Raw genomic sequence first — 24512 nt, forward strand, 5'->3', positions numbered from 1 at the left:
CGAAAAAGAAACAATATATGATGTAACTACTTATCATTGATTATTTAATATGTTGATTTAAAAGAACAATAAAATGTTTTTCGTGCCTGGCACCAAATGTGCTAATCATGTATATACAAGCAAACGAAAAGATGACATGGTATTTTTCGTGAGCACTTTCCCCGTTATCTCAAAACAAGGTGAACCCCATGAAGAGTGAGTTTTCTCGTTATCGTGATGTTGAAATCAGGGCGCCACGCGGCACGAAGCTGAATGCCAAAAGCTGGCTGACGGAAGCCCCGCTGCGCATGCTGATGAATAACCTCGATCCGGATGTGGCTGAAAACCCGAAAGAACTGGTGGTTTACGGCGGCATTGGCCGGGCGGCGAGAAACTGGGAGTGCTACGACAAAATGGTCGAAGCGCTTAAAGCCCTGAATGACGATGAAACCCTGCTAGTGCAGTCCGGCAAGCCGGTTGGCGTCTTTAAAACCCACGCCAACGCCCCTCGCGTACTGATTGCCAACTCTAACCTGGTGCCGCACTGGGCCAACTGGGAACACTTCAATGAGCTGGACGCCAAAGGCCTGGCGATGTACGGCCAGATGACCGCCGGGTCGTGGATCTACATCGGCAGCCAGGGCATTGTGCAGGGCACCTATGAAACTTTCGTGGAAGCAGGCCGCCAGCACTACAACGGCTCGCTAACCGGGCGCTGGGTGCTCACCGCGGGTCTCGGCGGCATGGGCGGCGCGCAGCCGCTGGCCGCTACCCTTGCCGGTGCCTGTTCACTGAACATTGAATGCCAGCAGTCGCGCATCGACTTCCGCCTGCGCACCGGGTATGTCGACGAGCAGGCTAAAGATCTGGACGACGCCCTCAACCGCCTCAAACGCTACACCGGCGAAGGGAAAGCTGTTTCTATTGCCCTGCACGGTAATGCGGCAGAAATTCTGCCTGAACTGGTGAAGCGCGGCGTGCGCCCGGACATGGTTACCGATCAGACCAGCGCCCACGACCCGCTCAACGGCTACCTGCCCGTTGGCTGGAGCTGGGAAGAGTATCGCGAGCGCGCAGCCGTCGAGCCTGCGGTGGTCACTCAGGCAGCGAAAGCGTCCATGGCGGAGCACGTGAAAGCGATGCTCGCCTTCCAGCAGCAGGGCATCCCTACCTTTGATTACGGCAACAACATCCGACAGATGGCCAAAGAGATGGGCGTCAGCAACGCCTTTGATTTCCCGGGCTTTGTGCCGGCCTATATTCGCCCGCTGTTCTGCCGTGGGATCGGGCCTTTCCGCTGGGCCGCACTCTCCGGCAACCCGGAAGATATCTACCGTACCGATGCCAAAGTCAAAGAGCTGATCCCGGACGACAAGCACCTGCACCGCTGGCTGGACATGGCCAAAGAGCGCATTAGCTTCCAGGGCCTGCCGGCGCGTATCTGCTGGGTCGGCCTCGGCCAGCGCGCAAAACTGGGCCTGGCGTTTAACGAAATGGTCAGAAGCGGCGAGCTGTCCGCCCCTATCGTCATTGGCCGCGATCACCTTGATTCCGGCTCGGTGGCAAGCCCCAACCGCGAAACCGAATCGATGCAGGATGGCTCCGATGCCGTGTCCGACTGGCCACTGCTGAACGCCCTGCTGAACACGGCCAGCGGCGCGACCTGGGTTTCCCTGCACCACGGCGGCGGCGTCGGCATGGGCTTCTCACAGCACTCCGGCATGGTTATCGTCTGCGACGGTACCGACGAAGCGGCGGAGCGTATTGCTCGCGTGTTGAACAACGACCCGGCCACCGGCGTGATGCGCCACGCGGATGCGGGCTATGATATTGCTATTGAGTGCGCCAGAGAACACGGCCTGAACCTGCCAATGCTGGCGAAGTAGTTCCCCTGGGGCGCGGCTTTCGTCGTGCCCCGTCCTGATGAGAGAGATCTTATGCGGATTTTATGGCGTAACTGCCGCATCACCACCATGGTCAGCGGCAAGTACAATATTATCGAAGATGCGGCGCTGCTGACCGAAGGCGAGAAAATTGCCTGGGTTGGCCCCGAAAGCCAGCGTCCCAACCAGCCCCACGACGAAGAACGCGACCTTCAGGGTAAATTCGTCACCCCCGGCCTTATCGACTGCCACACCCACAGCGTGTTCGGCGGCAACCGCAGCCAGGAATTTGAGATGCGCCTGAACGGGGCCACCTACGCGGATATTGCCGCAGCCGGCGGCGGGATAGCCAGCACGGTGAAGGCCACGCGTCAGGCCAGCGAAGCCGAGCTGCTGGCAAGCGCCAGTCGCCGTATCAATGCGCTGCGTAAAGACGGCGTGACGACTCTGGAAGTGAAATCGGGCTACGGCCTCAGCTTTGACGACGAGCGCAAAATGCTGCGCGTTGTCCGCCAGCTGGCACAAAGTCTGCCGCTGACGATTTACAGTACCTGCCTGGCTGCACACGCCCTGCCCCCGGAATACAAAGACCGCAGCGACGATTTTATCACCGACGTTTGCGAACGTTGGTTACCGGAATTGCATCGCGAAGGGCTGGTTGACGCCGTCGATGCCTTCTGTGAACACCTGGCCTTTTCCGTGCCGCAGGTTGAGCGCGTCTTTGTGAAAGCCCATGAGCTGGGCCTGCCGGTTAAGCTTCATGCCGAACAGCTTTCGCTGCTGCATGGCGCGGGGCTCGCAGCCCGCCACAATGCGCTTTCCGCCGACCATCTGGAATATCTCTGCGAGGACGATATTACGCTGATGGCAAAACACGGTACAACCGCCGTGCTGCTGCCCGGCGCATTTTACTTCCTGCGCGAAACGCAGAAGCCGCCGGTGGCGCTGCTGCGTAAACATCATGTGCCAATAGCCATTTCCAGCGATCTGAACCCGGGCACCTCCCCGGTGCAATCCCTGCGTCTGATGATGAATATGGCCTGCACGCTGTTTGGCCTGACGCCGGAAGAAGCGCTTGCTGGCGTGACGCTGAATGCGGCGCGCGCACTCGGGATCGGTGAGAAAACGGGCACTCTTGAAGCCGGGAAAGAAGCCAGCTTTGTTGCCTGGGAAATAGACCATCCCGCCGAGCTGAGCTACTGGCTGGGCGGCACGCTCTCCAAACAGGTTATCTATCAAGGTAAAGAGGTGTGGAATGATTAAGGGCTTTGAGCTTTATCAGGGCAAGCTGCCGCTGCTGATCAGCATGCCGCATCCCGGTACACAGTTAACGCCGGAAGTGGCAAACGGGCTGACGGCGCGGGCCAAAAAACTGGAAGATACCGACTGGCATATTCCCAAACTTTATCAGCCGATACGCGAGATGGGTGCCAGCATACTCAGCGCCAACTACTCCCGCTACGTGGTGGATTTGAACCGCCCGTCGGATGATAAGCCGCTGTACACCACCGCCACTACCGGGCTTTACCCGGACATTTTTTTCGACGGTGAACCGCTGTTCGAGGCGGGAAAATCCCCCGATGTGCAGGCCAGAGCAGATATCCTGACCAACATCTGGCAGCCCTATCATCAGGCGCTGGCCCAGGAACTGGCAAGGCTGAAAGAAACCTTTGGCTATGCGCTGCTGTGGGATGCGCATTCCATCAAATCCGTGGTACCTCGCCTGTTCGAAGGCCGCCTGCCGGATCTTAACTTCGGCACCGCAGACGGCACCAGCTGCGATCCGGTACTCAGCACTGAACTGTTAAAAACCAGCGAGCATTTCAACGGCTACAGCAAAGTGCTGAACGGGCGCTTCAAGGGCGGGTACATCACGCGCCATTACGGTGCGCCACAGCAAAATATCCATGCGGTACAGCTGGAAGTGGCGCAGTGTTGCTACATGGATGAAGAGAGTTTTGCCTGGTCAGACGATAAGGGCGCGCAATTCCAGCAGGTGCTAGCCCGACTGATTGAAACCGCCCTGGCCTGGGGACAGCGGCATTACGGCTAGCCCACTTGACTTAATTTGTTGAAAGCGTACTTTTCAGGACATGAAAACGATCCTGATAATTGTTCCTGACGGCGGCATGCTGTTCGAAGCCGCCGGTATCGCCGATATTCTGATGCAGGCTAACCGACTGCATGCGGACGCCTTGACCGAGCCTCGCTACCGCATCAGTATCGCCACCACTCAACCTCATCACGTCGTGCACGGCATGTCCGGCCTGAACCTGCTGGCTGACCACAGGCTGGCCGACCTTGACCCCAATGAGCCCCGCGACACCATCATGATCACCGGCAAAGGCCAGAGCGAACCTGAAGGCAGCGCGGTGGTCGACTGGTTATGCCGCGCCGCGCCAAATACTCAGCGCATTGCCTCCGTGTGCGGCGGTGCGATGCTGCTGGCCCGCGCCGGGCTGCTGGATGGCCGCCGGGCAACCACCCACTGGCGAATGCTGGAAGAGATGCAGGCCAGGTGGCCGCAAATCAAAGTGGAAGGCGGCCCTCTGTATATTCAGGACGGCCCGGTGTGGACCTCCGGCGGCGTGAGTTCCGGCTTTGACCTTACGCTGGCGTTAGTTGAGGCGGATTACGGCTTTACCCTCGCGCGGGATGTGGCCCAGGATCTGGTGATGTACCTCCATCGCCCCGGCGGTCAGCTACAGTTTAGCCGCTATCATCTGCGCCAGGCGGCCAATACCGGGCCGATAAGTCAGCTCCAGGACTGGCTGCTGGATAACCTGGCGGAGGATTTATCGGTGGAAAAACTGGCGGAACGGGTCGCCATGAGTCCGCGTAATTTTACCCGCGTCTTTACCCGTGAAACCGGCGTCACGCCCGCCCGCTATGTGGAAGAAGCCCGGCTGGCCGCCGCCCGCCATCATCTTGAGCAGTCGAACGACACCCTGGAGCGGGTCGCCTGCGCCTCGGGCTTTGGCACCGCCATTAACCTGCGCCGCGTCTTTGAGCGCCAGCTTCACCTCACGCCGGGGGAATACCGCGAGCGCTTCCACTGCCGGAAGTTGGCATGAATTGATCCTTTTTTGTCATTTACGCCATTTCACTCTGCGCCTACTCTGACCTCAGACATTCAAGAGAAGGAGTGAATCATGGTTAAGGTCGGGATTAATGGTTTTGGCCGAATCGGACGTAACGTGCTGCGCGCTGCCCTGGGTAACCCCAATATTGAGATCGTGGCCATCAACGATCTGACGGACAGCAAAACCCTTGCGCACCTGTTAAAACACGACTCGCTGATGGGTAAACTGCCTGCGCCAGTGGCAGCCTCCGAAGGGCTGCTCCACGTTGACGGCAAGCCGGTTCGCGTTTTCAGCGAAAGAGACCCGGCGCAGATCCCATGGCGTGAGGTCGGCGTAGATGTCGTTATCGAGGCCACCGGCTTCTTCACCAGCCGCGAAAAAGCTGAAGTTCACATCACCCACGGCGGCGCAAAACGCGTGATCATTTCTGCCCCAGGCAAAGACGACGATCTGACTATCGTGCTGGGCGTGAACCACGAAAGTTACGATCCGCAGAAACACTTTGTGGTCAGCAACGGCAGCTGTACCACCAACGGCCTGGCCCCTGCCGCGCAGGTACTGCATCAGGCATTCGGCATTGAACACGGCCTGATGAACACGACTCACGCCTACACCAACAGCCAGGCGCTGCACGACCAGCCGGAAAAAGATTTGCGCGGCGCACGTGCGGCAGCGCTATCGATTGTGCCATATTCCAGCGGCGCGGCTAAAGCCCTCGGCAGGGTTATCCCCGAGCTTGACGGTCGCCTGACAGGCTACTCTTTGCGCGTGCCTGTACCAGTGGTGTCTATCGTTGATTTAACCGTGACGCTCAAACGCGATGTCACGGCGGAAGAAGTGAATGCCGCGTTCCGCAAAGCCGCTGAAGCTGGCCCGCTGAAAGACATTCTGGGCTACAGCGATGAGCCGCTGGTTTCCAGCGACTATCAGGGTGACCCGCGATCTTCGATTATTGACGGGCTTTCGACCCTGGTGATTGGCGGTAACCTGGTGAAAATCCTGGCCTGGTACGACAACGAATGGGGCTTCTCTAACCGCCTGGTTGACCTTGCCCTGCTGATGGATAAACGCGGGCTGTAACGGCAGCTGAAAGAGAAAAGCCAGCCTTGCGGCTGGCTTTTTTTATCATTGCCTCTGTCGTAACAGCGGCTGGCTGAGGCGTTAACTTACAGCGCCATGTCGTGCTGGGTAGCCGCGTCCGCTTTCGCTTCTGCTGGTTTTGCTACCGGGGTTGCGCTCTGGTCGTTCATTTGAATGACCGGCGGTTTGGTCAGCTGCAGCGTGGCCGCGGTGTCATCCCACACTTTCTGCGTCAGCGCCGCGTTGCCGTTCATCTCCTGGCCGTAGCTTGGCACAACAGCGCGGATCTTACTCTGCCACTCAGGCGAGTTGAACTGCTGCGGGAACATCTGCTTCAGCACGTTCAGCGTGATAGGTGCCGCGGTAGACGCGCCTGGGGATGCGCCCAGCAGAGCAGAAATGGTTTTCTGCTGGTCAACAACCACTTCGGTACCGAGCTTCAGGACGCCGCCTTTGTTTTCATCTTTTTTGATGATCTGCACGCGTTGGCCAGCCTGAATCAGTTTCCAGTCTTCTTTACGCGCCTGCGGGTAGTACTCTTTCAGCGCTTCAAAGCGATCTTCATCACTCAGCATCACCTGACCAATCAGGTATTTCACCAGGTCAAAGTTATCCAGACCTACGTCGGTCATCGGCATAAAGTTGCTGGTGGTGGTGGTGCTCAGCAGATCAAAGAAAGAGCCGTTTTTCAGGAATTTGGTAGAGAAGGTCGCGAACGGCCCGAACAGCACCACGCGCTTGCCGTCGATAAAGCGGGCATCAATGTGTGGCACGGACATCGGCGGTGCGCCCACGGAGGCCTGACCATACACTTTTTCAAGATGCTGGCTGGTTACCGCCGGGTTTTCGGTCATCAGGAAGGAGCCACCCACCGGGAAACCGGCATAGTTTTTCGATTCCGGAATACCGGTTTCCTGCAGCAGTTTCAGTGCACCGCCGCCAGCCCCGATAAAGACATATTTCGCGTCGATGGCGTGCTCTTTGCCGCTGGTGACGTCTTTGATGGTGACGTGCCAGGAATTATCGCCGTTGCGTTTGAAGTCGGTGACTTCAGAAGAGGTCTGCAGGGAGAAATTCGGGCTTTTTTTCAGGCTGCCGATCAGCTGGCGGGTAATTTCACCGTAGTTAACGTCGGTCCCTACTGGCGTCCAGGTCGCCGCCACTTTTTGATTTGGGTCGCGCCCTTCCATCACCAGCGGAGCCCACTGTTTAATTTGCTCGTGGTTGGTGGAGAATTTCATCCCCTGGAACAGCGTGGTTTTCTGCAGCGCGGCATAGCGCTTGGTCAGATACTCAACGTTTTTATCGCCCCAGACAAAACTCATGTGCGGTGTGGAATTAATAAACGAATGCGGGTCGTTCAAAATACCGCGCTGAATTTGTGCGGACCAGAACTGGCGGGAAATCATAAACTGTTCGTTAATTTCCAGCGCTTTGCTGACATCAATAGAACCGTCCGGGCGCTCCGGCGTATAGTTCAGTTCCATATTTGCCGAGTGCCCGGTACCGGCATTATTCCAGCCGTTCGAGGACTCAAGCGCCACGCCGTCAAGCTTCTCAACCATGACCTGTTTCCAGTCCGGCTGCAACTCCTGGAGCCACGTCCCGAGAGAGGCGCTCATAATACCGCCGCCAATCAGCAGGAAGTCGGTTTTTTGCGTGGAATCCGCGTTAGCGTAGCTAGCAGAGCTGACGAATAACGCCAGTGTTGTCAGAGAAATAATTGTCTTTTTCATTGCAGGCATAATAATTCTATTGCATCGCAGGTGAATGAAGTAAATCTATGTTAACCCACTTTCACGATATTTTAAAATCTCATTCACATCCTGATTAATCCATACAATTAATGCCAATAATTTTTTTAATTAAAAAAACCAAATAAAATCAAATATTATAAAAATAACACCGCCGAATAATACATCCTGTATTTCGGGTATTATTAGCGGTAATTCGCTTAGTTATCGGGATGTTATTGGCAAAAAAAATCCACACACATGTATGGATTTTATCCTTATTTTGTTGCCATATAAGGCGATAAATCCGTCGTTAACGGTTTGTGCTATTCTGCTCTACCGCCTTAATAAAGACGGCAAGCTGGGTACGAATAGACGCCGCCGTGGCTGAATCAATTAAACGCCCGTTCTCTAATTTCTGATTCGCGAAGCTGACCGCCAGCTCCGGCAGCGGCACCATATTGCACAGCATTGAAGCCAGCGTTTCCCGCAGCTGGTATTGCGCCCTGACGCCGCCAAGCGCGCCGGTCGACTGCGAAACGAAAAAGACATATTTTCCCAGCATACAGCTGGCTCTGACCGGCCGAGACAGCCAGTCGAGCGCATTCTTGAGTACGCCGGGCATGCCGTGATTGTATTCCGGTACCGTAATGATCACCGCATCGGCCTCAGCCACTAACCGGCGGGCGCTTACCACCGGCTCCGGTAATTCCCCCTTTTCCAGATCCTGGCAGTAATGTTCCATGGCGCCAATATCAAGCACGCTAAAATGACTCTGCTCAGGCAACATTTCACCAATGCTGTTGAGCAATGCACGGGAAGCGGAATCTACCCGCAAACTACCGGCGATACCTACGAAGCGTAATGTTTTCATCTTGTTCTCCTCTAATTTTCTCGATGCATGCATTATCAGAAAAAGAATGAGATAATTCTTTCGCTAATCCGCCAAAACACTTCGCAGGAGTGCCAACATGCCAGATGCCCTATCCGTGGCTATCGCTGCTTCCGACATGGCCCATCACCGGGGTGACGATGTGACGTTTCACCGCCATATACACGGCCAGTTAAGCGTGACGCTGGAAGGCACTCTTCGTCTGCAAAACGAAACAGGTTGGTGGCTGGCTACGCCTGGTAACGGCATTTGGGTGCCGCCTGGCCTGCTACACCGGGCGCTTTACACCGAGCGTTCGCGGCTGATCAATTTGCGTTTCAGGCAAGGATTTGAGCTGCAATTGCCGGAAAATAGCTCGCTTATCGTCGCCTCTAACCTGCTAACGGAACTGGCCAAAGAAGCCTTAGCGATTCAACACCACGTCGATTCGGGCGCGCAACTTGAGCTCATTGCGCAACTGCTGCACTTCCAGTTGCGCAAGCAAGTTTTGAAAACCGATCTGTTTGTGCCTGAGGGTAAAGATAAGCGGCTGAGGCTAATCACCAGCCTGCTGCGGGAAGATCCGGCCTGCAATAAAACGCTGGTGCAGCTGGCCGCCGTTGCCTTCATCAGCCCCAGAACATTAGGCCGCCTCTTCGAAAGCGAAGTCGGGATGAGTTTTACCCGCTGGCGGGAAAGAATGCGGATTATCAGTTCGGTGGAGAAATTGGTTAACGGCGAGCCGATAACTCAGGTGGCCTATGATATGGGCTATCAAAGCGCCAGCAGCTTTACCACTGCCTTTACCCGAATTATCGGCCAGCCGCCGGGGCGTTATCTTAAAGAGACTTTCACCCCAGATAAAAGCTGACGGCGGGTGACGGCGGCAACCGCCAGCGCCAGCATCATCACGATTTCAGCCGCCAGGAAACCGATCATCGCCACGGAGTAATCCCCGCTTTGGTGCTGCAGATGCAGGAACAATGCTCCGAGGACCGCAGGGCCAAGCCCCAGCGCAGACTGCTGCAGGGTGCTTAATATGGCGCTTGCTGCCCCGGCATCGTTCAGGTCGATATCGCGCATCCCGATGCGGTAGAAGCTGTTCACAATCAGCGCCTGGCCGTAGCCCACCACCAGCGTCGCCGGGGCAATAGCCAGCGGGCCTGCGTGGGTGCCAAAGTGCCAGAGCGTAAATATCAGCCCCAACAGGCCAACCACCTGGATAGCAATCCCACTCAGCAGAATCGTGCTTAGCGAGTGGCGCACGATAAGCCTCGGCGCAAACCACGCTGAGACAAAATACGAAATGCCCATGGCAATAAAGCTGTTCCCGGACTGCCACGGCGCCATTCCCATGCCCGACTGGAGCGTCAGCGCCATGCAGAACATAAAGCCCGACCAACAGGTAAAGAACAACAGCGCGATCAGCAGGCCAAACCTTATGCTGCCCAGCTTAAGCAGTCTTGGTGGCAACAGCGGCTGTAGCCCCCGCTGCTGTTGGTTAAGCGCCCCAACGCGCATCAGATAACCGAGCGGCAATGTCGCCACCAGCATCAGCTGCATCGGCCATGGCCAGTGCAGCTCGGGGCCAAGCGCCATCGGGAACAGCAGGCAACACAGCACCAGCGCGAGCGTGACGGTGCCCTGCCAGTCAATACGCGAGTGGCTTTCGCTGCGCGTTTCAGGAATATAAAACCGGCTCAGCACCAGCACCAACAGGCAGATGGGTACGTTAATAAAGAATGCGTTTCGCCAGCCCAGCCCGGCAATATCCGCCGACACCAGCCAGCCGCCGCCCATCTGGCCGATAATAAAAGCGATCCCACCAATACCGCCGTACAGACTGATGGCGCGGGCGTGAGCGGTACCCTTGAGCGTCACGTGCAGCGTGGCAAGGATCTGCGGCACGATTAGCGCCGCCCCGACGCCTTGCAGGGTCCGGGCCGCCAGCAGCTCAGTGACCGAGCCGGAGATCCCGCACAGGAAAGAAGCAATACCGAACAGGGCCACGCCCCAGAGCAACGTTCTGCGTCGGCCGTGGTTATCCCCCAGCTTGCTGCCCACCGCCAGGCTGACGGCAAAGGCAACGCCGTAAAGTGCCACAATAAGTTCAAGCTGGGTTGGCGTGGTGCCGAGGGACTGGGTGATCGAGTCCAGCGCCACGTTGGTGATAGAGGTGTCGATTAACGGCAACATCTGGCCCGTCAACAGCAGCACCAGGCCTGCGCGACCGGGTGAAACAGGCGAATTATTCATCAGGGACTCCATTGCATAGTTCAGGATACCGACGTAGGATCCCTGAACATTTAACCGGGTACCAGTTCTTACTTATACTGGTACTGGCACTACTATTCTGGAGTATTTGTGATGCTCATCACTCAGCCTGAGCTGCGGCATGGCCCGCTGGACGACAGCCGTAAAATGCTGGCGCTGTTTTTACGCACCCGGCGTGAAAGTCTGGACCCGCAGCGGCTGGGGCTACCGCGCAGCGGGCGTCGGCGCACGCCCGGCCTTCGCCGTGAAGAAGTGGCGCTGCTGGCTGACATCGGCGTAACCTGGTATACCTGGCTGGAACAGGGCCGAGAAGTGAATCCATCCTCAAGCGCCATGGCGGCGATCGCCAGCGCGCTGCAGTGCTCCCCGGCGGAAACCCGTCATTTGTTTATTCTGGCCGGACTGCCTCCGTCCGAAGCGCCCGCCGCCGCGCAGTGCGAGGGGCTCAGCCCCGCCGCCCGCCGGATGCTGGACGCCCTGATGCCCAACCCCGCCAGTATCCAGAAGCCGAACTTCGACATCCTCGGCTACAATTCACATTTTTGCCAGCTAATGGGGGTCGATCTCGACAATGAACCGCCGGAGCATCGCAACTGCATTTATCAATATCTGACCAATGAGACCTGGCGCAGCCGGGTGGACTGTAACGAAGATGTGCTGCCCAAGTTTGTCGGCTGGTTCCGCGCCGGGATCACCGAGCACCGCGGCGACCCGCGCTGGGAAGCGCTGCTGGAGTCGTTTTTCACCGCCTCTCCCGCGTTTAAAACGCTCTGGGAGCAGCGCTATGAAATCCGCAATATCGAAAACCATATCAAACAGTATACGCATCCGCAGATCGGCACCTTCGGTATGCAACAGGTCAACTGGTACTCTGCCCCGCGAGACGGTTCAAGGCTGCTGGTTTACCTGCCGATAGATGAAACAGGTGAGCGAGCTTTGCGGTTATTTTCTCAATCGAGCGGAGCCTGAACCTCTGCCTTCTCATAGGGCATCCTGAAGACGGCCCGATGTTTTTTTATTGTTTTAAGAATAACCTCAGGGAAACCCCAAAAGACGATTTGCATTGACCACAGAATAAAAATAACACCACAACGAAAAGTCTGAATTTATCAAATAAATTCAAAAAATTACCGTCATCTCCCTGCTTTTCATTCCTTTTAAGTGGCGAGCCGATTACATTTACCTCAGCCCAATTTTTTACTGCGCTAACCCGGCATCAAACCTTCATGTACGTAATAGGTTATTCCACTGTTATAACACCATTGAATTGTTAACCGGGCTATGTAAAATCACGCTACTATGCTGAAACCACGCGAATTCCTTGCGCCGGCGAGATACTCAAGCCGCCGCACCGTTTTGCGTGGGCGTATCTCACGTCGTGGATAATTTTCCTGTGCGGCGCTCCTTGCTCCCGCGGCGGTTGAGTTTTAACCTTTTTCTCAGGGAACGTCTCAATGAAATTGCGAAGCCTGTTAGTCCTCCTTGTTGTCACTACGGTTGTCGGCTGTAAAGCGCCGCCGCCGAAGATGACCGACGACACCATTGTGACCAGCACGGTAAACGGCGTCACCCTGACTCACCGCTATGTCGTTGAAGTACCAAAAGAGTTTACGCCTGTTGACGCCGAGTATCGGGCGCTTTATCCGGGCTCCATCATGAGCAAACCCGATTTTGGTGGCAAAGTGCTGGCCCAGCTTGAAAACGGCCAAAGCTACACGGTGCTGGGCGAGGTAGAAAATCACTGGTTTGCTATCGCCGAGCAGGATAAACAAGAGCTGCTGGGCTATGTGCCGCTCAGGGCGCTGGTCAAAAGCGAGCTGTATACCCAGACGCTGAAAAAAGACCGGCCTCGCCCTCGCCGCGCGGCCAAAAAATCCACCTGCGTTGCGGTAGATAATAAAAGCAAAGCCTGCCAGAACGCCGACAACGGAACGTGGATCATTAATTAAACTTCCCCTTCGGGGGTTTTCTAACCAAAGATTTTGGTATGAGAGTAGCAACGAAACGCCCGGCAACCTGTATGGGCGTTAACGTAGCCCCTCTTTACACACAGGCTAACAAGGATTTTTATGAAACTCTGGCTTTCGGGTATGGCGTTGCTGCTGGCATCCACTACCGTCTGGGCAGGGAACTACCGCATCGTTCAATCGCCGTCCCAAAAGCTGGACGTGTGGATAGACAACATCAAAAGCAATGCCCCGCAAAGCTGGTGCGGAAGCGATCTTCCGGTTCGAATTGTGGCAAACGGGGATAAAAACCCCCTTATTCTGAAAACGTTCATGCCTCGCCTCGGCGCGCTTCTGGAAAATCAGTGCAGCGAGATTGAGCGCGTCAACTGGCAGCTTGAAGATCCCGAGGGGGCTTCCCTTGCTCGCGGGTCTGCCACCAAAACCAGCGACTGGGGAGTGACTATCGAGTCCCCGCTTTCTTCGGTTGCGACCCGTAATGAGCGCCCGGAAGATCTTTCCACGCCTCTCGACCGCACGCCATGGCTGGAATTTACCCTACAGGATGGCTGCCACTTGCGCACATTCTGGCAGGGCGATGCCTCCAGCAGTTCCCTGTTTATTCCGGGTAAAGAGAATGGCAAATGTGAAAAAGGCGGCTGGCTGAACGGCACCAGCGAAGTGGTGCAGCGCGGCGTCGGCGGCGAAAAGCGCATTATGATGACGTTTGTCCACGGTTTCCCGGTCAGCGGACTGAACCCCTCAGCGGACGCCGACAGTCTGCTTATCACCAGCGTGAACAATGAGCGCATGGTCGTCAGCAATGAACAGGCACCGCAAAGCTGGCTTATTTTGCCTTACCACCCTGAAATTAACGGCTGGAAAGCCAGCGGCACCGTTGCCGTGGAAGTGTCTCGCGACATGGCATTGGATGAACAGCGTCTCCAGACGCGGCTCAACGAGGTGCGCAAGCTCTGGTCCGGCTGGGTGACGCCGGGGACGGCCATTACGTTGTTGCTGGTCGAGTCCCTGCACCCGCAGCTGCGCGACCCTGCCGCGGGTGCCTGGCGAGCCCAAAAATAAATACGCCGCATGTTGCATGACTACGCGCAGAGAACATCATGATAGATAACGATTTTATTCCAAAAGTGCCCAATGCTCTGCCGCCTGGCTACCGCTTTGACGAATTTGAAATTCAGGAAGCCATCGACGCCAGCATGATCAGTATTCTTTACCGGGCGTGGGATCATCAGCTCGAACGTCTGGTGGCTATCCGTGAATACATGCCTAAAGCTTACGTCATGCGCAATGACGTGATGGAGCTGGTGCTGCACAGCGAGCGCGACCACCTGGTCTACACCACCGGTCTGAACGGTTTTATGCAGGAAGCGCGTCAGCTGGCGCACTTTAATCACCCGAATCTGCCTCAGGTGCTGCGCATCTGGAGCGACAATAATACCGCTTACGTCGTGACGCTGTTTTATAGCGGCATTACGCTGGATGAACTGCAAAAGCAGCAGCCGTCGCTGATCGATGAAACGTGGATACGCCGGATGCTGCCCATGCTTTGCGGCGCGCTGGCAACGCTTCACGCGGCCGAACATCTGCACCGCAACCTGTCGCTGAAAAGCATTCAAATTCAGGATAACGGGCTGCCCATCCTGCTCAATACCGGCGCGCCACGCCGGGGACAAGGCTCGCTGGATGAAGGCAATACCCTGCTTCACCCCGGATTTGCACCGCTGGAGCAGTACACCGGAGATCTGGCAAGCCAGCTGGGGCCGTGGACAGATATTTACGCCGTCGGAGCCGTGCTTTATACGCTGATTACCGGCAATGCACCGCCTGCCAGCGTCGCCCGCAGTATTCAGGACAGCTGCATCCAGCTCGCGGAAAACCAGCCCGAGGGCTATTCCCTGAATTTACTGCAGGCGGTTGATAAAGCGCTGTCGCTGAAGCCGGAAGATCGCCCCCAATCCATTGACGCTTTTGCGGCCCTGCTGAATATCCAGCCAGACGACGTGCGTGAACTGATCGGTAATAAAAAAACGGGTACCGCGCTGGTGCCGGTAGAAGATCCAGAGAATACGGCGACGCGTCCGCTCTGGAAGCGCTATCAACCTGCCCTGCAAATTGGTGCGGGCGCCGTCGCGGGTCTGATTGTTGGCGCGGTACTTTTTGGCCGGGGAAGCCCTTCAGTAAGCTCGCCGGAACCTGCTCCCGCGCCGCTTGCAGCGAATCAAAGCCCGGCGCAGGCAAGCGCGCCCCCTGTAGCCGTCGCGGCTGAAAGCACGCTCGCGAGAGTGTATGTTCGAATGAACGACGGCGAACAGCTGGCGGTCAACGGCAAAGCGCAAAAGCTGACGCCCGCCGCCAACGGTTTTGCGTCGCTTCAGCTCCCTGCCGGGAAATATTTGTTGACGCTGAGCGGCGGTGAAACGCCCCGCAAACAAACTATTGTGGTAACGAATTCCGGCACGTGGCTGGTAAACCCGCAGGGGTGATTACAGACTTAACGAATACTTCAGCCCCGCTCTGCGGGGCTTTTTTATGGGGTAAATAATCCGGTTTTTCTCTTTTTATCTTCAACGGCGCTCGAAATTCGGAAAATTCAACTAAGGTTTTCAGGGAGTTGATCGCAACGTAGCGTGTTGCGTCCCGTCGATGGAGAATGAATGATGATAAAACCCGTTTTGCGCCGGCCTTATGCGCTTTGCTTTGCGGCCCAAATGGCCGCTGCCGGTGCCGTATTTGGCCTTACGCCGCTTGCTTCGTTTGCAGCCCAGGAAACCGAATCCCCACGCCCGCCCGAGCCTCAATCGCCTGACGAGCTTTTTGGGCCTTTGTTTATTGATGTCCAGACCGCGAAGCTGTTCCCCGACCAGAAAACCTTTGCGGATGCCGTGCCCAAGGGCGATCCGCTGATGATCCTTGCTGATTATCGTATGCAGCGCCGGCTCTCGGGGTTCGACTTACGCCATTTTGTTGATGTGAACTTTATCCTGCCAAAGGAAGAAAAAAAGTCTGTGCCGCCGGAAGGAGAAAGCCTGCGGGAGCATATCAACGGGCTCTGGCCAGAACTGACCCGTTCCGCGAACAGCGACAACAAATGGGACTCGCTTCTCCCGCTACCAAAACCTTACGTTGTGCCCGGCGGACGCTTCCACGAGCTTTACTATTGGGACAGTTACTTCACCCTGCTGGGGCTGGCGGAGAGTGGGCGCTGGGATGACGTGCAAAATATGGTGGACAACTTCGCCCACGAAATCGATACCTGGGGCTACATTCCCAACGGGAACCGCAGCTACTACCTGGGCCGTTCACAGCCGCCGTTTTTCGCCATGATGGTGGAACTGCTGGCGCAGAATAAAGGGGATAGCGTTTACACAACCTATCTGCCACAGCTGAAGCAGGAGTACAGCTGGTGGATGGAGGGCAGCGACGCCCTCAAACCGGGCGAAGCCCATGCCCGCGTGGTGAAACTCAAAAATGGTGCCCTGCTCAACCGTTACTGGGATGAGAAAGACACGCCGCGAACAGAGTCTTACCTGGACGACGTCACCACTGCGAAAAATACGCCGTCGCGTGCGGCCACGGATATTTATCGTGACCTGCGAGCTGCCGCCGCTTCCGGCTGGGACTTCAGCTCCCGCTGGATGGATAATCCAGCCCAACTGGGCACCATCCGTACCACAAGCATTGTGCCCGTGGACCTTAATGCGCTGCTCTACCAGCTTGAAAAAACGTTGACTCACGCCAGCGAGCTGGCAAAAGATAGCGACGCAGCACAGCGCTATAAGCAGGCCGCGGACGATCGACAGAAAGCAATTGAACAAAACCTGTGGAACGCCAAAGAAGGCTGGTACGCGGATTACGATCTGAAAAGCCACACGGTTCGAAACCAGCTAACCGCCGCCGCCCTGTTCCCACTGTACGTTCATGCGGCGGCGCAGGACAGAGCGGACAAGATGGCGAAAGCCACCCGTCAGCACCTGCTCAGCGCGGGCGGACTTGCCACGACCAGCGTAAAAACCAGCCAGCAATGGGATGCCCCCAACGGCTGGGCGCCGCTGCAGTGGGTGGCCACCGAAGGTCTGCAAAATTACGGGCATAAAGATCTCGCGCTGGAAGTCAGCTTCCGCTTCCTGAGTACGGTGCAGAGCCTCTACAACAAAGAGCAAAAGCTGGTTGAAAAATACGATGTCACAGCCGGAGGTGCGGGCGGTGGAGGCGGTGAATATCCGCTTCAGGATGGCTTCGGCTGGACCAACGGCGTCGCGCTGAAAATGCTGGATATGCTCTGTGCAAAAGAAAAACCCTGCGACAATGCGCCGGATAAGCTGCCTTCGGCCACGCCCGGCCCGGTAACGGAAGCGGCCAAACCTGCCGCAGATAAAACGGGGATCTCACCAGCCTCGAGCAAGCCAGCGCCGTAACCTGACCATACTGACCACGGCGTGATTGCCGCTTAATCATTTCATTTAAAACAATAAGCCCATGAAATCATCATTGATTTCATGGGCTTTTATGCATTAAAAATCATCGCACGCCTTGCACTTGATAATAATAACGATAACAATTCTCATTCGAAACCGCATTTAAAAACCGCGTTTTCCCGTCGCATGCCGGCGGAGGACTTCCATCAGGATGATGATCTCAATACTTCCGGACAAAAAATGATAAAGGACCTTACCGTAAAGCGCTCCGCTTTACTCTGCACGCTGGCGCTCATCGCCCCTTTTTCTTCATCGGCTGAAGAAACACTGGTTGTGACCGCCAAACCTGCTGACACCGCAACCTCTCCAACAATAGGTTATACCGCCACCACAACCCGTGGCGCGACCAAAACCGACGAGCCGCTGATTACCACCGGGCAAAGCATTTCCGTCGTGACCCGTCAGCAAATGGAAGACCAGGGCGCGCAAACCATTAATAGCGCGCTGCACTATACCCCGGGCGTGTTTACCGGATTCTCCGGCGGTGCAACCCGTTACGATACCGTCGCATTACGGGGTTTCCACGGCGGCGACGTGAATAACATCTTCCTTGATGGCCTCCGCCTGATGAGCGACGCGGGCAGCTTTAACGTGGTCCAGGTCGATCCCTGGTTCCTGGAACGCCTTGACGTCATCAAAGGCCCGTCTTCCGCACTTTACGGCCAGACTGTTCCGGGTGGCCTGGTGATGGAAACGTCTAAACGTCCGCAGTTTGTCGAAGAAGGCCACGTGCGGGCGATATACGGCAACCACAACACCAACGGCACGGCGTTTGATTACACCAACGCGATTAATGACCAGTGGGCCTTCCGTATCACCGGCCTGACTAAAAATAGTGATACACAGTATGACAACACGCGTGATGAACGTTACGCTATTTCGCCGTCCCTGCTTTGGCAGCCGGATGATGCAACGTCTCTGGTACTAAGAGCCTACCTGGAAAAAGATCCGTCCGGGGGCTACCACGGTTCTGTTCCGGGCGACGGCAGCCTTTACACCACCACGGGACGCAAGCTGGATACTGGCTTTTCTGACGTACAGCCGGGCGATGACGCCTTTAAGCGCCACCAGCAGATCTACAGCTACGAGTTTGCTCACGCCTTCGATGAGGTCTGGTCTTTCCGCTCAAACGCCAGCTATACCCACTCAAACGTAGCGCTACGCCAGGCCTATCAAATTGGCTGGGCAGATACCGCGCATAACGAACTGTCGCGCTACTACAGCCGTGAAAACTCCTCGCTGGATGCCTGGGCCATCGACAATCAGTTAGAAGCCGACTTCGCGACCGGCGATCTGCAGCATAAAGTGGTGCTCGGCGGGGAATATCACCGGTTCACCAACGATCTGACCGACGGGACGGGCTACACTACCAACCTGAATCCGTGGACCGGCGTTTCTGGTGGCGTTGGCGGTTACTATTATTACGATCCACGTGACCCAAGCTACGTGACAATTAATCAGGGGCTTTTGGTGAAATCAGGCCGCCGCCAGTATGAGCAAACCGGGGCTTATCTGCAGGATGAGATGAAGTGGGACCGCTGGCATATGACGCTGTCTGGCCGCTACGATCATCTGGTGACTAAAAGCCATCTGGTGGCGACGGCGATCGACAGTGACGTGACGGACAACCGCAGCGACAACCACTTTAGCGGCCGCGCATCTCTGCTGTACGCCTTTGATAACGGTATTTCGCCGTATGTGAGCTACAGTCAGGCCGTCACACCGCAGGTACTTTCCGATGCCGAAGGCAAACTGCTGAAACCCACAACTGCCGAACAGTACGAAGCTGGCGTAAAATACCAGCCTGTGGGAACCAGCGATCTGTATAGCGCCGCCGTTTACGATTTGACCCAAAAAGATGTGGGGAACCGTAACGTGCAGGGGGGATATTTTGAACCGGCAGGCAAAGTGCATTCACAAGGACTTGAGCTGGAAGCCCGCACTCAATTGACACCACGCCTGTCAACCATCGCCAGCTATACCCTTAACCGGGTGCGCTATAAAGATGCCATCGACGGTAATGACGGCAACACGCCGTACGTCACGCCAAATCAAATGGCGAGCCTGTGGAGCACGTTCAAAGCCGATTATGGCCTGAGCCTGGGCGCAGGGATTCGCTACATCGGCAAACAATGGGCCGACAACGAAAATACCCTGCGTGTTCCTTCCGTAACGCTGCTGGATGCCATGGTTCGGGCAGACATGGGCGCATGGACACCGTCGCTGAAAGGCGCGTTTGTGCAGCTTAATGCCACCAACCTCACGGGCCGTGACTATGTGGCGGGCTGCTACGGGACGGGCTATTGCTATTGGGGCGCGGAACGTTCGATCATTGCGACCGTGGGCTACGATTTCTAAACTTATATAGAAAGCTAAACGTAAAAACGGCCCTGAAGGGCCGTTTTTTTGTAATGAATGACTGTCTACCGTCGTACCATCCTGAAAATAGCCAGCACAATAATGGCGCCAATCACCGCCACAAAGAAACTTGGCCAGTTAAAACCGGTTACCGGTCCGCCAAGGTGCAATGCCGTCGCCACCCAACCGCCGACAACCGCGCCCACGATCCCCAGAATACAGGTGAGGATAATACCGCCGCCGTCTTTGCCAGGCATAATCCACTTAGCTACCACACCCGCGATAAGACCAAAAATAATCCAGGCCAGGATACCCATTTTAGAACGTCCTCTTCTATATTGTGAGCTTTAGCAGGCTCGCCCGAGGCTGTCTGCGCCCCGGCCAGCGACCTGCTGTCAAAAAGAGTATAGTTCGGCTGCAAAAAAACGTGATGAATCTCACCTGGTTATGCGCATTTTCAGGAAAAAATAGTCAAAAATTTGTATTAAGTTTTGTGCGGTTTTGCCGATAAGCTTCGTTACCACAACCTGAAAACACAACAAGGACTTGAGCCTTGAGTCACTATAACGATCAGTTCCTGAAGCAGTCCCCTCTGGCAGTATTAGGTGTGTTACGTGATTTACACAGACAGCAGGTTCCCGTCAGGCTGGAATGGTCTAACGGGCAGTTCATCAGCAAAATTCTCGATGTCTCGGCGGAGCGTTTAGTGCTGGACTTTGGCAGCCAGGCGCGGGAAAACCTTTCCGTGCAGAAGGCCAACGATATTGATTTCATCGCTGAAACGCAGGGGGCAAAAGTCGAATTCTCCCTGCCCGGCCTTAAAGCGACGGAATATCAAAATCTCCCGGCGTTTACCACGCCGCTGCCGCCATCGCTGTGGTTCGTTCAGCGCCGGGAATATTTCCGCATTACCGCGCCTACGCAGCCCCAGTATTATTGCCGCACCGAACTTGCCGACGGTTCTCAGTTTGCCTTCCGGCTCTGCGACCTGTCTCTTGGTGGAATGGGCGCCCTGGTGGACGGCACGTTACCGCCGGGCCTTGCACCCGGGCTGCGTTTTGGCCGCGTAGAGATGGATCTCGTAGAATGGGGCAAGTTTTACTTTGATATGCAGCTGGTGATGGTTTCAGAGCGAAAAGTCGTGGACAGTAAAAACGAGACCATTTCTACTCCGCGCCTGAGTTTTCGTTTCTTAAACGTCAACCCGGCGGTCGAGCGCGAACTGCAAAAGATTATTTTCTCGCTGGAGCGGTCGGCCCGGGAAAAGGCCAACCGCGTGAAATAGCTTAAATGGCGTTCATGGCCCGCGTGACCTTATACAGGTAGCGCGGTGCCTGCGGCGCAGGATGGTTGGTCGCTACATGCTGATAAAATTCATCCGGGCTCAGGCGGTTAATTTTGTCGATTGCGGTCTGCCTGTCGGAATCAAAGGTTCTTAGTAGCGCCCCCGCCCCGTTCACGTAAGAAACAATCAGCGCGTACTGCATCACCTGCGGGTCGTTGATTCCCCGCAAAATGCCGTGTTCCAGAATACTCAGATAAGCCGTACCGATGTCGATATTACGCGCCGGCTCTCTCAGTTCACTGTCCGAGGGCTGCCCTCTGAAGCCCTGATTGCGATACACCTCTTTGCCCGCCGTGGAGCCTTTGATCTGCATCAGGCCGATGGCATTAGAGGCGCTAACCAGTTGCGGATTGCCGCCCGACTCTACCGCAATAATTGCCGTTATCAGTCTCGGACTAACGCCCCATTGCTGGCCGGAGAGTTCGGTCAGCGGCATCCAGTTCAGCGCCCGCTGGGTGGGGATCGTCGGATCCCACGGTGCCTGCTGCTGCGGAGAATGGCTGGAGCAACCGGCCAAAAAAAGCACCAGAATGATAAACCCTCTTAATTTCACGCCTCTATCCTTATTGATGTGGCCGGCCATAACGGCGATGACAAGCGCTCTCGATAGCGGCATGATAACCAATTCATATTCAGCAAGGAAATGCCATGTCTCTGATTCATTTAATCGCCCCGTCCGGCTACTGCATTAATCAACAGGCCGCCGCCAGGGGCATTCGTCAGCTGGAAGAGAATGGGCATCAGGTCGTCAATCAGCAGGCAGTGACCCGGCGTTTTCAGCGTTTTGCCGGCACGGACAGTGAACGACTGGCTGAACTTAATCAGCTGGCGGCGCTGCCGCCGGAAACGGACATCGTGCTGGCCGTGCGCGGGGGTTACGGTATGAGCCGCCTGCTTGAGCACATTGATTTTTCACGTCTTGGGGCTTCGCTTCGTGCCCGGCCACAAATTATTTGCGGTCACAGCGACTTCACCGCTTTCCAGATGGCCCTGCTGGCACAGTGCGGAGCCATCACCTTCAGTGGCCCGATGCTGGCCGGAAATTTTGGTGCCGAGGAGATGGATGAATATACCTGGCGCCACTTCTGGCAGGCGCTCAGCGAACCGACGTTCACGCTAAGTTGGGAAAACGATGCGCCCGCGATACAGGCCAGCGGCACGGTTTGGGGCGGCAATCTCGCAATGCTAATCTCTCTGGTCGGCACGCCGTTTTTGCCGCCAATAGACGGCGGTATTTTGGTTGTGGAAGACATCAACGAACATCCCTTCCGCGTTGAGCGCATGCTGCTGCAGCTTTACCATGCGGGCATTCTGTCACGCCAGAAAGCGATTATTTTAGGAAGTTTTAACGGGACAACCGCAACGGATTACGATGCAGGATATACTTTTGAAGTAATGCGTAAAACGCTGCAACAGCGCCTGAACGTGCCTGTCCTTTCCGGCCTGCCTTTTGGACATGAACCACAAACCGTGACGCTGCCGCTCGGCGCGTTTGGCGAGCTGGCCCACGACGGCGTTACCTCCCGACTGACGTTAAGTGGACACCCGGTACTTCGCTAAAGAAGCCCGGTTTAAGCGCCCTTTTTGAGCGTTTGCGTAACAGATGACATGTTACAATTCGACAACATAGACAAAGGAGACGAATGATTTTGGACGCAGGGGCGATTGTCAGTCTGTTTATTTTGGGTTCCGTTCTGGTAACTTGCAGTATCTTATTAAGTTCTTTCTCCTCTCGTCTGGGCATTCCCATTCTGGTTATCTTTCTGGCTATCGGCATGCTGGCCGGGATCGATGGCCTTGGCGGTATCCCGTTTGATAATTATCCCTTTGCCTACCTGATCAGTAACCTGGCGCTGGCGGTGATCCTGCTTGACGGCGGGATGCGAACCCAGGCGAGTTCGTTTCGCGTTGCGCTGGGCCCCGCGCTCTCGCTGGCAACCGTTGGGGTATTAATTACCTCCGGGCTGACCGGGATTGCCGCCGCCTGGCTGTTCAACCTGAACCTGATTGACGGCCTGCTTATCGGCGCCATTGTCGGCTCCACCGACGCCGCCGCGGTCTTTTCCCTGCTCGGTGGGAAAGGCCTGAACGAACGCGTAGGCGCGACGCTTGAAATTGAATCGGGCAGCAATGACCCGATGGCGGTGTTTCTCACCATCACGCTGATTGAGATGATCCAGCAGCACCAGACCGGCCTGAGCTGGCTGTTCCTCGTGCACATCATTCAGCAATTTGGCCTGGGGATTGTGCTTGGCCTCGGCGGCGGCTATCTGCTGCTGCAAATGATTAACCGGATAACCTTACCCCACGGGCTTTACCCGATGCTGGCCCTTAGCGGCGGGATTATGGTATTTGGCGTCACGACGGCGCTGGACGGCAGCGGTATTCTGGCGGTTTATCTGTGTGGCTTTGTGATGGGCAACCGCCCGATTCGCAACCGTTTCGGGATCCTGCAAACCTTCGACGGCCTGGCCTGGATGGCGCAAATCGGCATGTTCCTGGTGCTGGGTTTACTGGTGAACCCGTCCGATCTGCTGCCGATTGCAGTCCCTGCTCTCCTGCTTTCCGCGTGGATGATCTTCTTTGCTCGTCCGCTGTCGATTTTTGCCGGTCTGCTGCCATTCCGCGGTTTTAATCTGCGCGAACGCGTATTTATCAGCTGGGTTGGGCTTCGAGGCGCAGTGCCGATCATCCTGGCGGTGTTCCCCATGATGGCCGGGCTGGATAACGCCCGCCTGTTCTTCAACGTGGCCTTCTTTGTGGTGCTGGTGTCTCTGCTGCTCCAGGGCACGTCGCTGGGCTGGGCCGCCAAAAAAGCCAAAGTCGTCGTGCCGCCAGTAGGCTGGCCCGTTTCGCGCGTGGGTCTGGATATTCATCCTGACAATCCGTGGGAACAGTTTGTCTACCAGCTAAGCGAAGAGAAATGGTGCGTGGGTGCCGCCCTGCGTGACCTGCATATGCCAGAAGAAACGCGTATTGCCGCGCTGTTCCGCAATAACGTACTGCTTCACCCAACGGGCAGCACCCGCCTGCGAGAAGGCGATGTGCTTTGCGTTATTGGCCGGGAACGCGATCTTCCCGCGCTGGGGAAACTGTTTAGCCAGTCGCCGCCGGTGGACTTGGATCAGCGTTTCTTTGGCGACTTTATTCTGGAAGCCAGCGCCCAGTTCTCCGACGTGGCGACCATTTACGGCCTGACGCTGGATGAAGAAGTGGATCCTCAGCAATCGTTAGGTGATTTTGTGCTGGGGATGCTCGGCGGCGCGCCGGTGGTTGGCGACCAGGTGGAGTTTGCCGGAATGATTTGGACGGTGGCCGAGAAAGAGGACAATCTGGTGCGTAAGATTGGTGTCCGGGTGGCTGAGGAAGAAGAGGAGTAGTCTCCCCTCACCCCGGCCCTCTCCCAGAGGGAGAGGGGGAAAACAAATGGCGTTAACATGGCTTATCCCCTCTCCCTTCCCGGA

The 24512-nt window shown here is 56.2% G+C and carries 19 protein-coding genes and 2 pseudogenes; 15 read left to right on the forward strand and 6 right to left on the reverse strand.

Features of this window, described 5'->3' with window-relative positions; all coding sequences use genetic code 11:
* The first annotated feature begins 188 nt into the window (after window positions 1-188).
* The 5 genes from hutU to gap all read left to right on the forward strand — a co-directional run bounded on the left by hutU (window position 189) and on the right by gap (window position 6025).
* Window positions 189-1865 (forward strand): urocanate hydratase, encoded by a 1677-nt coding sequence (gene hutU, locus AAIE02_RS08740; RefSeq protein ID WP_008454128.1) that lies wholly within the window; start codon window positions 189-191, stop codon window positions 1863-1865.
* 51 nt (window positions 1866-1916) lie between these two features.
* Window positions 1917-3125 carry an imidazolonepropionase gene (gene hutI, locus AAIE02_RS08745; protein ID WP_166991939.1) on the forward strand — a complete coding sequence of 403 codons (1209 nt, stop codon included), beginning with the start codon at window positions 1917-1919 and terminating at the stop codon, window positions 3123-3125.
* A complete protein-coding gene (hutG, locus tag AAIE02_RS08750; protein WP_498532381.1) occupies window positions 3118-3915 on the forward strand; it encodes an N-formylglutamate deformylase in 798 nt (265 codons plus the stop codon). The genes hutI and hutG overlap by 8 nt, the downstream gene beginning before the upstream one ends.
* Window positions 3916-3955: 40 nt before the next feature.
* Entirely contained in the window at window positions 3956-4936 is a 981-nt protein-coding gene (locus AAIE02_RS08755; RefSeq protein ID WP_008454121.1) for a GlxA family transcriptional regulator, read from the forward strand.
* A 78-nt stretch (window positions 4937-5014) separates the two neighbouring features.
* On the forward strand, window positions 5015-6025 hold the full coding sequence (gap, locus tag AAIE02_RS08760) for a type I glyceraldehyde-3-phosphate dehydrogenase (protein WP_498532382.1): 1011 nt from the start codon (window positions 5015-5017) through the stop codon (window positions 6023-6025).
* An 86-nt stretch (window positions 6026-6111) separates the two neighbouring features.
* Here the strand turns inward: gap and mqo are convergent, their stop codons facing one another.
* Window positions 6112-7770 (reverse strand): malate dehydrogenase (quinone), encoded by a 1659-nt coding sequence (mqo, locus tag AAIE02_RS08765; protein ID WP_336708150.1) that lies wholly within the window; start codon window positions 7768-7770, stop codon window positions 6112-6114.
* 301 nt (window positions 7771-8071) lie between these two features.
* A complete protein-coding gene (locus tag AAIE02_RS08770; protein ID WP_166991927.1) occupies window positions 8072-8632 on the reverse strand; it encodes an NADPH-dependent FMN reductase in 561 nt (186 codons plus the stop codon).
* 97 nt (window positions 8633-8729) lie between these two features.
* On the opposite strand from AAIE02_RS08770, the gene AAIE02_RS08775 reads away from it, so the two are divergent.
* Window positions 8730-9500: a helix-turn-helix domain-containing protein gene (locus tag AAIE02_RS08775; protein ID WP_166873171.1), complete on the forward strand. Its 771-nt coding sequence runs from the start codon at window positions 8730-8732 to the stop codon at window positions 9498-9500.
* Here the strand turns inward: AAIE02_RS08775 and AAIE02_RS08780 are convergent.
* A complete protein-coding gene (locus AAIE02_RS08780; RefSeq protein WP_008454112.1) occupies window positions 9464-10885 on the reverse strand; it encodes an MFS transporter in 1422 nt (473 codons plus the stop codon). The two genes, AAIE02_RS08775 and AAIE02_RS08780, sit on opposite strands and share 37 nt — an antisense overlap.
* Before the next feature lie 111 nt (window positions 10886-10996).
* Between AAIE02_RS08780 and AAIE02_RS08785 the strand changes: the two genes are divergently transcribed.
* The 6 genes from AAIE02_RS08785 to AAIE02_RS08810 all read left to right on the forward strand — a co-directional run bounded on the left by AAIE02_RS08785 (window position 10997) and on the right by AAIE02_RS08810 (window position 19703).
* Window positions 10997-11872, forward strand: a complete 876-nt coding sequence (locus AAIE02_RS08785; protein ID WP_008454110.1) for a helix-turn-helix transcriptional regulator — start codon at window positions 10997-10999, stop codon at window positions 11870-11872.
* 485 nt (window positions 11873-12357) lie between these two features.
* Window positions 12358-12852: an SH3 domain-containing protein gene (locus AAIE02_RS08790; RefSeq protein ID WP_166991918.1), complete on the forward strand. Its 495-nt coding sequence runs from the start codon at window positions 12358-12360 to the stop codon at window positions 12850-12852.
* Window positions 12853-12972: 120 nt separating this feature from the next.
* Window positions 12973-13932, forward strand: coding sequence for a hypothetical protein (locus tag AAIE02_RS08795; protein ID WP_498532383.1), 960 nt, complete (start codon window positions 12973-12975; stop codon window positions 13930-13932).
* 38 nt (window positions 13933-13970) lie between these two features.
* The gene (locus AAIE02_RS08800; RefSeq protein ID WP_498532384.1) at window positions 13971-15353 is read left to right on the forward strand and encodes a serine/threonine protein kinase; all 1383 of its coding nucleotides are present in this window, start codon (window positions 13971-13973) and stop codon (window positions 15351-15353) included.
* A 174-nt stretch (window positions 15354-15527) separates the two neighbouring features.
* A complete protein-coding gene (treA, locus tag AAIE02_RS08805; RefSeq protein WP_498532681.1) occupies window positions 15528-17285 on the forward strand; it encodes an alpha,alpha-trehalase TreA in 1758 nt (585 codons plus the stop codon).
* 240 nt (window positions 17286-17525) lie between these two features.
* Window positions 17526-19703 (forward strand): TonB-dependent siderophore receptor, encoded by a 2178-nt coding sequence (locus AAIE02_RS08810; protein ID WP_498532385.1) that lies wholly within the window; start codon window positions 17526-17528, stop codon window positions 19701-19703.
* A 65-nt stretch (window positions 19704-19768) separates the two neighbouring features.
* On the opposite strand, the gene AAIE02_RS08815 is transcribed toward AAIE02_RS08810, so the two are convergent.
* A complete protein-coding gene (locus AAIE02_RS08815) occupies window positions 19769-20020 on the reverse strand; it encodes a GlsB/YeaQ/YmgE family stress response membrane protein (RefSeq protein ID WP_008454104.1) in 252 nt (83 codons plus the stop codon).
* Window positions 20021-20256: 236 nt separating this feature from the next.
* Between AAIE02_RS08815 and ycgR the strand changes: the two genes are divergently transcribed.
* Window positions 20257-20988 carry a flagellar brake protein YcgR gene (gene ycgR, locus AAIE02_RS08820; protein WP_008454103.1) on the forward strand — a complete coding sequence of 244 codons (732 nt, stop codon included), beginning with the start codon at window positions 20257-20259 and terminating at the stop codon, window positions 20986-20988.
* 1 nt (window position 20989) lies between these two features.
* On the opposite strand, the gene emtA is transcribed toward ycgR, so the two are convergent.
* Window positions 20990-21601: a membrane-bound lytic murein transglycosylase EmtA gene (gene emtA, locus AAIE02_RS08825; protein WP_008454102.1), complete on the reverse strand. Its 612-nt coding sequence runs from the start codon at window positions 21599-21601 to the stop codon at window positions 20990-20992.
* A 95-nt stretch (window positions 21602-21696) separates the two neighbouring features.
* Here emtA and ldcA point away from each other — a divergent pair, with 95 nt between their 5' ends.
* Entirely contained in the window at window positions 21697-22608 is a 912-nt protein-coding gene (ldcA, locus tag AAIE02_RS08830) for a muramoyltetrapeptide carboxypeptidase (protein WP_498532386.1), read from the forward strand.
* 83 nt (window positions 22609-22691) lie between these two features.
* Window positions 22692-24410, forward strand: a pseudogene (locus AAIE02_RS08835) (potassium/proton antiporter); the annotation flags it as partial.
* Here AAIE02_RS08835 and AAIE02_RS08840 read toward each other — a convergent pair.
* Window positions 24360-24494 (reverse strand): annotated as a pseudogene (locus tag AAIE02_RS08840) (hypothetical protein); the annotation flags it as partial. The pseudogenes AAIE02_RS08835 and AAIE02_RS08840 sit on opposite strands and share 51 nt — an antisense overlap.
* Window positions 24495-24512: the final 18 nt, after the last annotated feature.

It is taken from the genome of Cedecea sp. Ae19-4, assembly GCF_059801165.1.